Below are 8,973 nucleotides of genomic sequence, written 5' to 3'. Positions count from 1 at the left end.
GACAGACTGATTTGTTTGGCGACTATCAATCTACCAACATCAAACCTCCGCCACCACCTCCCGCTCAGTTCGTCAATCCCGTCTTCCCCCATTTCCCGCGAAGAACCAAAAAAAAGCCCGCTCGAGGCGGGCTTAAAACTATTTTCTTGGAGGAGAATAGTGGAGACAGGTGCAAGTATGCTGCGCTGCCAAATATATGTCCAATTTAGTATTCGGATACCAGACATTGATATTTCGCATATCTGTTCATTTAACTCTTCCGTAGTCTCGCGTCATTCGCGCACGGGCACCGTATAGTTCAGGGCCATACGGCCGCCGTCCGCATACAGCGTCTGGCCGGTGACGTAGGATGCGTCGTCGCTCGCCAGGAAGGCGCAGATCGACGCGACTTCCTCGGGCTCGCCACAGCGTCCCAAAGGCGTGCGCGACAGGATCGTGTGGCGCGCTTCCGGGCTGCCGAGCACGGCTTTCTTCGCCAGTTCAGTGAGGATCGTGCCCGGGCCGATTGCGTTGACACGGATGCCATGCGCCGCCATGCTGATGGCGGCGACGCGCGTCAGCTGGTTCACGCCGCCTTTCGAGACGACGTAGGGCACCTGGTTCGGGATGGTCAGTTCGGCGTTCACGCTGGACATGTTGATGATGCAGCCAGCCTGGCGCTTGACCATCTCGCGGGCGGCGGCCTGGCTGCACAGGAACATCGATTTCAGGTTGATGCGCAGGACGCGGTCGAAGTCTTCTTCCTCCAGGTCGAGGAAGTCGGCCGTATGCGTCACGCCGGCATTGTTGACGAGGATATCGATCTGGTCGAAGGCGGAGAGCGTAGCGGCGATCATCGCGTCGACGTCGGCTTTCAGGCTGACGTCGGCCTGGTGGAAGCGCGCCGCTTCGCCCAGCGCCGCGGCGGCATCGGCGCCCTCGGGACGGAGGTCGACGAGCATGACGCGCGCGCCTTCCTGCACCAGGCGCCGGGCGCAGGCGAGGCCGATGCCCTGGCTGGCGCCGGTGACGATGGCGGTCTTGTTGGCTAGTCTCATGGCGGTTCTCATCGTGTTGAAAACCGCCATTGTATCCAGCCGAGGCTACAACATCAGAGGTTTGTCCGGCAATTCGTTGGCGCGGCTGCCGTCGGCCGGGAAGTGCTGGCGCAGCAGCTCGTTGACCTGCCCGATGGCCGCCAGCGTCGCCTCATGGAAGCGCCCTGCCTTGAAGCCCTCGGTCATGGTGCGGCACACCGTCTGCCAGGTGGCGCTGTCGATCTTGCGGTCGATGCCGCGGTCGGCGACGATGTCGACCTTGTGCTCGGCCAGGTTGATGTAGATGAGCACGCCGCAATTGTCTTCGGTGTCCCACACGCCATAGTCGGCGAACAGGGCCAGCGCGCGCTGGCGGTTGCTCACGCCGTCCCAGGCGTCGTCGAAGGGCAGGGCCTTCTCGACGATCAGGCGGACCTCGCCGCGGTGGGTCTGTTCACCGGCGGTGATGGCTTCGCTGATCGCAGTCAGCGTGGTCTCCGGAAAGGCGCGCTTGGCCTCGCCGCTGCTGCTGCCCAGGTGGCGCCAGGCGCGTTTGATCTTTTGTCCGATACCCATTACCAGTCTCCCGAGGCGCCGCCGCCGTCGAAGCTGCCCCCGCCGCCGGAAAAGCCGCCGCCGCCGAAGCCGCCACCGCCGCCGAAGCCGCCGCCGCGTCCTGAACCGCTCAAGATGTTACCGAGGATGATGCCGGTGGCCACGTTGCCCAGGCCGCTGCTGCTGCGGTGCCCCCAGTGATTCGGGGACAGCCGGCTGCGGCGCGGACGGAAGATCGAGCGCAGCAGGGTGAAGCCGATGACCAGGGCCAGGATGCCGAAGATGGAGAAGCCGCCGCCGCCGGAATCCTGCTGTGCCTGGCGCTGGGGAAGCTGCTGTTGGCGGGCCGGAGCCGGGAAGCTTTCCTTGTTCAGCAGGGTCGCGATGGCGCCGACGCCGGCCACCAGGCCTTCGTAATAATGGTTCTGGCGGAAGTGCGGCGCGATCACGTCCTGCAGGATGCGTTTGGACTGGGCATCGGTCAGCACGCCCTGCACGCCGCGCCCGGCCTCGATGCGCAGCCTGCGCAGCGAACTCGGGTTGTCGCGCGCGACCATCAGGAGCACGCCGTCGTCGACGCCCTTGCGGCCCAGCTTCCAGGCGTCGGTAACGCGGATGCTGAACTGCTCGATCGCTTCCGGCTCGGTCGATTTGACCAGCAGGACCGCGATCTGGCTCCCGGTACGCGCCTCGTAGTCGGCGAGCACCGCGGTCAGGCGCTCGCGCTGGGCGGCGTCCAGCATGCCGGCTTCGTCGACGACGCGCCCGCTCAGGGCCGGCACCGGCTTGAGCTGGGCGAAGGCCGGCGCTGCCAGCACGCAAGCCAGCAGCAGGGCCCACAGGGAGCGAAGGAAGCGGCCTCCGGTCGGCGCGTACATCGCTTACTTGCCGAAGTCGACCGTCGGCGCGGTCGAGATCGCTTTTTCGTTTTCGACCGTGAACGAGGGCTTGGTATCGTAGCCGAACACCATGGCCGTCAGGTTGGTCGGGAACTTGCGCACGGTGACGTTATAGTCCTGCACCGACGCGATGTAGCGCTGGCGCGCCACCGTGATGCGGTTCTCGGTGCCTTCCAGCTGCGATTGCAGGTCGCGGAAGCTGGTGTCGGCCTTCAGGTCCGGGTACTTCTCGGACACGGCCATCAGGCGCGACAGCGCGCCGGACAGCTCGCCCTGCACCTGCTGGAATTTCTGGAAGGCGGCCGGGTCGTTCAAAACTTCGGGCGTGATCTGGAAACTGGTGGCCGCGGCGCGTGCGCGCGTGACGGCCTCGAGCGTCTCGCGCTCGTGCGAGGCATAGCCCTTCACGGTATTGACCAGGTTCGGAATCAGGTCGGCACGGCGCTGGTACTGGTTAACCACTTCGCCCCAGGCCGCCTTGGTTGCCTCGTCCTTGGTCTGGAACTCGTTGTAGCCGCAACCGGACAGCAGCGAACCGGTGAGCAGGGCAAGAGCAAGGGTACGGGTCCAGCGCGCGAAGAGGGATGATGTCATGATCTTTCCATGGCAAGTTGTCGAATGGTCAAAATATACATGATGTAAAGATATTCTGGCGCATCATCGGCGTCCATTCGGCCAGCTTCATGGCTGGCGGGTACAATAATGGGTTCGCAATAATCGACTGACAAGGGGCCCGACGTGACATTCATCGACAAACTTTCCGCAGCATGGACCCGCAACAATTCCCTGCTGTGTGTCGGGCTCGACCCGGACCTGGCGCGCTTCCCGGCCCACCTGCAGGGCCAGCCGGACGGGATCGTCCAGTTCTGCAAGGCGATCATCGACGCCACCGCCGACCTGGCCTGCGCCTTCAAGCCGCAGATCGCCTACTTCGCGGCGCTGGGCGCCGAAGCGCAGCTGGAAGAAATCTGCCGCTACCTGCGCGAGAACTATCCGCACATCCCGCTGGTGCTCGACGCCAAGCGCGGCGACATCGGCGCCACCGCGCACCAGTACGCACGCGAAGCCTTCGACCGCTACGGTGCGGACGCTGTGACGGTCAGCCCCTACATGGGCTTCGATTCGGTCGAGCCCTACCTGGAATGGGCCGACCGCGGCGTGATCGTGCTGTGCCGAACCTCGAACGCGGGCGGCTCCGACCTGCAGTTCCTGGACGTGGGCGGACGGCCGCTGTACCAGCACGTGGCCCAGCTGGTGGCGGAGAAGTGGAACCGCAACGGCCAACTGGCGCTCGTCGTCGGCGCCACTTTCCCGGAAGAGATTGCGCAGGTGCGCAAGCTGGTGGGCGACATGCCGCTGCTGATCCCGGGTGTCGGGGCGCAGGGCGGGGATGTGGAGGCGACCGTCAAGGCGGGGCGTAGCGCGAACGGGACCGGGATGATGATCAATTCGTCGCGGGCGATCCTGTATGCGGCGCCGCGGGATGGGGAAGATTTCGCGGCTGCGGCGCGCAGGGTGGCGATGGAGACGCGGGATGCGATCAATGGGGCGCGGGGGTAAGGACGCGCTCTTGGTGCGCTGACAAAGTGGGCCCCGGGCGGGACCCACGTACATTCCAGCTTCAATACCTGCTCGGCGCAATCCCTTCCGCGTAGTCATACAGCGCGCCCAGGATCTCCTCCGCCCGCTCGTCCGCACTCTCCGACAGCGCATCGATCTCCATGAACAGCTGGTCGACCGTGCGCGCTCCCCCAGCGCCGTCGAACAGGCGTGCCGCCCGGTGCGCCTCCCACTGCTGCATCTCCGCTTCCGACAAGGTTTGCGGGAAGTTGCGCGCCCGGTAGCGGAAGAACAGCTCGCCCAGGCGCTCGTCCTCGAAGGAGGGCCGCACCCCGGCCAGCGCTTCGGGTTTCTCGTGGCGCAGCGATTCCAGCTTGCGGCGGTCGCCATTGCCGACGAAGCCGCCGTACAGGTCTTCATCGACGTCGACCTCAATGCCCGAGGCCGGCTTCTTGAACACCTCGGCCCAGATCGCGCTCATGTTGCGTCCGGCGGCCGCCAGCGACGCATGCGCACGCCCGCGCTCCAGGTCGATGTCCCAGCGCGCCGCCATGCTTGGGTGCAAGGTTTTCAGGTTCCCGACCAGCATCGGCGATTTGTTCAGGTGCACGCTCTTGATCGGCAGGCGCGTCATCCCTTCCGGCATGTCGGCGCCGCGGGTGAACATGCGGGTGCGGATGGTGTCGACGTCCAGCTCGAACAGTTCCGACGGATCGTGACGGCAGTCCCACACCAGGATCTCGTTCTTGTTGGTCGGGTGCTGGGCCAGGGGCCATACCAGGCCCAGGCAGCCGTACTCGACCGGGAACATGCCGGACACGTGCAGGAAAGGCTGGCGCTGCGACGGGTCCAGGTGCAGGCCCATCTCGGCGGCGACCCGGTCCTTGCGGCGCAATTCCAGACAAAAATCGAACAGCTTCGGCTGCTTCTGCCTGATCAGGCGGGCCAGCGCAATGGTGGCGCGCACGTCCGACAGCGCGTCGTGGGCCGCATCGTGGACCAGGCCGTTGGCGGCAGTCAGGTGTTCCAGGCGGAAGCTCGGCTTGCCGTCTTCCTTGCTGGGCCATTCGATGCCGTCCGGGCGCAGCGCATAGGTCATGCGCACCACGTCCAGCAAGTCCCAGCGCCCGCAGCCGTTCTGCCATTCGCGCGCGTAGGGGTCGATCAGGTTGCGCCAGAACAGGTGGCGCGTGACTTCGTCGTCGAAGCGGATCGTGTTGTAGCCCACGCCGATGGTGCCGGGCTCGCTGAAGGCGGCCTCGATGCGGCGCGCGAATTCGTGCTCCGGCACGCCATGTTCCAGGCAATGCTGGGGCGTGATGCCGGTGATCAGGCAGGATTGCGGATCGGGCAGGAAGTCCGGCGCCGGCTGGCAATACAGCATGATCGGCTCGCCGATCTCGTTCAGCTCGGCGTCGGTGCGGATGGCGGCGAACTGGGCCGGGCGGTCACGGCGCGGGACCGCGCCGAAGGTTTCGTAGTCGTGCCAGAGGAAGGTATGCGTGCTCATGTGTTGTTATGGTGTCGCCCCATGGAGGGCGGGCAGGCGACATGGTGGCACAGATTGCGCACGGCGTCAGCCGTGAAATCGGCGCGGCACCGGCCCGCTCAAATACTGACGCGGTCGCGTCCCGCCTGCTTGGCGCGGTACAGGGCGGCGTCGGCCTCCGCCATCAGGCCATGCTCGTCGCCGCCGGGCGCCAGGCTGGCCACGCCGAACGAGCCCGTAATATGCGGTAAGGGCAGGCGCATGTCGGGGAAGACCATGGCCGTGCGCAGGCGCTCGGCGAGGCGCTCGGCCACCATCTCGGCCAGGCCGGTCGGGGTGTCCGGCAGTACCGCCATCAGTTCTTCGCCGCCATAGCGCACCGCAAAGTCCGACGGGCGCAGCGACTCGCGGATCACGTTCGCGGCGCTCGACAGGGCGGCGTCGCCGGCGATGTGGCCGTGGGTATCGTTGAAGCGCTTGAAGTGGTCGAGATCGATCATGATGATCGACAGCGGGCTGCCGTCCTGGCGCGCCCGCGTCGCCAGCTTGGGCAGCATCTCGTTGAGCCAGGCGCGGTTGTACAGGCCGGTCAGGCCGTCGTTGAGCGAGAGCTGGCGGTAGAACTCGCCCAGCTTCTGGCGCCGCTTCAGCTGGGCGTTGGCGGCCCGCACGCGGAAGGACAGCAGGCGCAGCAGGTTACGCGCCAGCACGTTCGAGCGGTCGATCAGCTGCCACACCAGGTCCGGTTCGATCACCAGCAGCTCGCAGTCTTCCAGCGCGGTCATCGCGGCCAGGTTCACCGCGTCGTCCAGCACGGCCTGCTCGCCCACGCTTTCGCCGGGCAGCACCCGCGTCACGCCGCTGTCCTCGTTGCCGCTGTGGGCGTCCGGCGCGACTTCCAGGGTGCCCGAGAGCACGATGTAGAGGCGCGCGCGCAGCCCGTCCTCGACGCGCTGGCCGGCCGCCAGCCGGATCACCGCGCAAGGGGCGAGCGCCGCCGCGACGACCGGGTCGTCGGCATCGCGGAACAGCTGCAGCTCGCGCGTGGTGTAGGGGGAAGCACCGAAGGTGCCGATCTGGTCCAAGGGATTCTCAGGAGGAAAGCGTCATTACGGCCCAGCATGATAACCCATCGCAACTCATGCGCACTGGGTGGCGTTTTAGAAACAACAGTGGTCAAATGGCGGCCATGACGAATCCTTCCGACCTGGTCGATGCCCTCGGCCGCCAACATGTTCCCGCACCGGGCGCCCGCATCGTGTCGCTGGTGCCCTCGATTACCGAACTGCTGTGCGATCTCGGCCTGGCGGGGCAACTGGCCGGCCGCACCGGTTTCTGCATCCATCCGCGCGCGGTCGTGGACGCGGTTCCGAAGGTCGGCGGCACCAAAGACGTGAACATCGAGAAGATCCGCAAGCTGGCGCCGACCCACCTCGTGGTCAACATCGACGAGAACGAAAAACCGACCGTGGAGCAGCTGGCGGAATTCGTGCCGAACATCGTCGTCACCCACCCGCTGGTCCCGGGCGACAACCTGGCGCTGGCGCGGCTGATGGGCGGCATCTTCGGGGCCGGAGAGGCGGCCGAGCGCTGGTGCGCGGACTTCGAACGCGAGCAGGCGGCCCTGCGTGCGCTGCCCCGTGCGCCGCAGCGCACCGTGCTGTACTGCATCTGGCAAGACCCCTGGATGAGCGTGTCGAAGGACACCTATATCGCCGCCATGCTGGCCGAACTGGGCTGGACGATTCCGCCGCTTGGCGAGGCGCGCTATCCGCGCTTCGACTGGTCCGAGCAACTGGTAGCCGGGCTCGACGCCGTCCTGCTGTCCACCGAGCCCTACCGCTTCACGGAAGCGCACGCGGACGCGCTCGAGAAGCAGCTCGGCATCCCGGTCTTCCTGGTCGATGGGGAAATGATGTCGTGGTACGGCAGCCGCGCGCTGGCGGGCCTGCGCTACCTGCGCGAAGTAAGGGCGATGGTGGAAGGGGCGGCGGCGTAAGCAACGCACGCCCGGGAGCAGGGCGTGCGCCGGATGCTGTCTTACGAGTCGCTCAGGTGCTTGTCCGACAGCGGATCGTCGATGGCCGGGGAGGTATGCTTGTTCTTGTCCTGCAGGCGGCCGAGGGCGCTGTCGAGGGCGCGCGCGAGCTTGCTGCCGGCGTTCTTGATCGACTGGTGCAATTCCTCGGCATGCTCGTGGACGACAACCGGCTGGTAGCCGCGCACACGCGCTTCCATCATGCAGGAATTGCCGCCGTCGGCATGCTTTTCACGGTTTTCGTTGCTCAGGTGGACTTCGACACTGGTCAGATGGTCGCTGAAACGGCCGATCGCGCCGTTCACCACCGTTTGCACGTGTTCGTCCAGGCCCGGGCTCTTGCTGATGGTACGGTCGGTATTGACGTTGATTTGCATATGCTTGCTCCTGTTGTCATAACGATTACATCTTACCTGCGGCGCGATTTTGGCCGCGTCCCGTTACGACAGGTGGGGCCGCCCGGGCAACTTGCAAGGGCGTCCATATTGCAAGCCAGCCATCCTGTCAGCGCCGGTGCCTGCTGAAGAATTGCCAGATGAGCTCGTTCGCATCGATGTCGCGCGTCGTCTTGCCGATCGGCAGGCCAACATTGAAGGCATCGGCGCCCGGCCAGGTGTGGCCGCCGTCCTTGACCGTCACCAGGGCCACGCGCGTGTCGCCGTCGCCCTGCTCGAGGACGCTGACCTCGGTGCCGTCGCCGCGGTCGGTGTCGATGCTGCGCGTCTGTCCGGGCGCCGCCTCCAGGCCGTTGCGCTTGACCCAGTAGCGCTGGCTGTCCATGGCCGACAGGTAGCCGGTAGGCTTGCCCTCGTAGGCGACCACCTTGTCGGCGCTGCCGTGGATCAGCATGACGCCGACCTTGCCGGTCTTGCTGTGGTTCATGACCAGCGGCTCGGGCGTCGGCCCGCCCACCGAGGCCACCGCCGCGAAGCTCTCCGGCAGCTCGGCGGCCAGGCGCAGCGCGAAGAAACCGCCGCGCGACAGGCCGGTGGCGTAGACCCGCGCCGCGTCGATCCGGTACTCCTTCCTGAGCTTGGCCAGCAGGGCTTCGGTGAAGCCGACGTCGTCGGTGCCCCCAAGCCAGGGCATGCCGAAGCCGACGTTCCAGTCCTGCTTGATCCCCAGCGGGTAGACCACGATGAAGCGGTGGCGCTCGGCCGCGCGGTTCATGCCCGTATAAAGCATCTGCTCGGCCATGCTCATGCCGCCGCCGTGGAAGTTGAACACGACCGGATAGGCTTGCTGCGGCTCGCTGTCGTAGGAGGGTGGGGTGTAGACGATGTAGCGGCGTTTCTCTTCCTTGTGGACCAGGCTGCTCACCTGGGCAAGGGCGCTGCTGCAGACGCTGGACAGGACCAGCAGGGCGATCAGGATTTTCATGGGTGCTCCCTATTGATGGAGCACCCAGCCTAAAGA

At 66.0% G+C, this 8,973-nt stretch carries 10 protein-coding genes; 2 read left to right on the top strand and 8 right to left on the bottom strand.

The genetic code is table 11. The annotated features are described in order from the left end of the window. Positions 1-272: 272 nt before the first annotated feature. From AC56LK_RS18200 to AC56LK_RS18185, 4 genes are read right to left on the bottom strand one after another with little or no spacing between them, the layout of a single operon-like run. Entirely contained in the window at positions 273-1,037 is a 765-nt protein-coding gene (locus AC56LK_RS18200; protein WP_497185891.1) for an SDR family NAD(P)-dependent oxidoreductase, read from the bottom strand. A gap of 45 nt (positions 1,038-1,082) precedes the next feature. Next, a complete protein-coding gene (locus tag AC56LK_RS18195) occupies positions 1,083-1,592 on the bottom strand; it encodes a TPM domain-containing protein (RefSeq protein WP_497185890.1) in 510 nt (169 codons plus the stop codon). Further along, on the bottom strand, positions 1,592-2,449 hold the full coding sequence (locus AC56LK_RS18190) for a TPM domain-containing protein (RefSeq protein ID WP_497185889.1): 858 nt from the start codon (positions 2,447-2,449) through the stop codon (positions 1,592-1,594). The genes AC56LK_RS18195 and AC56LK_RS18190 overlap by 1 nt, the downstream gene beginning before the upstream one ends. A 3-nt stretch (positions 2,450-2,452) precedes the next feature. Beyond that, positions 2,453-3,064, bottom strand: coding sequence for a LemA family protein (locus AC56LK_RS18185; RefSeq protein ID WP_497185888.1), 612 nt, complete (start codon positions 3,062-3,064; stop codon positions 2,453-2,455). Between the two features lie 144 nt (positions 3,065-3,208). Here AC56LK_RS18185 and pyrF point away from each other — a divergent pair, with 144 nt between their 5' ends. Then, positions 3,209-4,030, top strand: coding sequence for an orotidine-5'-phosphate decarboxylase (pyrF, locus tag AC56LK_RS18180; RefSeq protein WP_497185887.1), 822 nt, complete (start codon positions 3,209-3,211; stop codon positions 4,028-4,030). Positions 4,031-4,091: 61 nt separating this feature from the next. Here pyrF and sbcB read toward each other — a convergent pair whose 3' ends face one another. Both sbcB and AC56LK_RS18170 read right to left on the bottom strand, forming a co-directional pair. After that, entirely contained in the window at positions 4,092-5,540 is a 1,449-nt protein-coding gene (gene sbcB / locus AC56LK_RS18175; RefSeq protein WP_497185886.1) for an exodeoxyribonuclease I, read from the bottom strand. A 98-nt stretch (positions 5,541-5,638) separates the two neighbouring features. Continuing rightward, a complete protein-coding gene (locus tag AC56LK_RS18170) occupies positions 5,639-6,604 on the bottom strand; it encodes a GGDEF domain-containing protein (protein ID WP_497185885.1) in 966 nt (321 codons plus the stop codon). A gap of 104 nt (positions 6,605-6,708) precedes the next feature. Between AC56LK_RS18170 and AC56LK_RS18165 the strand changes: the two genes are divergently transcribed. Continuing rightward, positions 6,709-7,518 (top strand): helical backbone metal receptor, encoded by an 810-nt coding sequence (locus AC56LK_RS18165; RefSeq protein ID WP_497185884.1) that lies wholly within the window; start codon positions 6,709-6,711, stop codon positions 7,516-7,518. A 41-nt stretch (positions 7,519-7,559) separates the two neighbouring features. Here the strand turns inward: AC56LK_RS18165 and AC56LK_RS18160 are convergent, their stop codons facing one another. Next, positions 7,560-7,934, bottom strand: coding sequence for an HPF/RaiA family ribosome-associated protein (locus AC56LK_RS18160; protein WP_497185883.1), 375 nt, complete (start codon positions 7,932-7,934; stop codon positions 7,560-7,562). A 127-nt stretch (positions 7,935-8,061) separates the two neighbouring features. After that, positions 8,062-8,937 carry an extracellular catalytic domain type 1 short-chain-length polyhydroxyalkanoate depolymerase gene (locus tag AC56LK_RS18155; protein WP_497185882.1) on the bottom strand — a complete coding sequence of 292 codons (876 nt, stop codon included), beginning with the start codon at positions 8,935-8,937 and terminating at the stop codon, positions 8,062-8,064. Positions 8,938-8,973: the final 36 nt, after the last annotated feature.

The sequence above is a fragment of the Telluria sp. ZB4P36 genome (assembly GCF_059685865.1).
The sequence above is the reverse complement of the archived record's forward strand: the minus strand, read 5'-3'. Positions and strand labels throughout refer to the sequence as shown.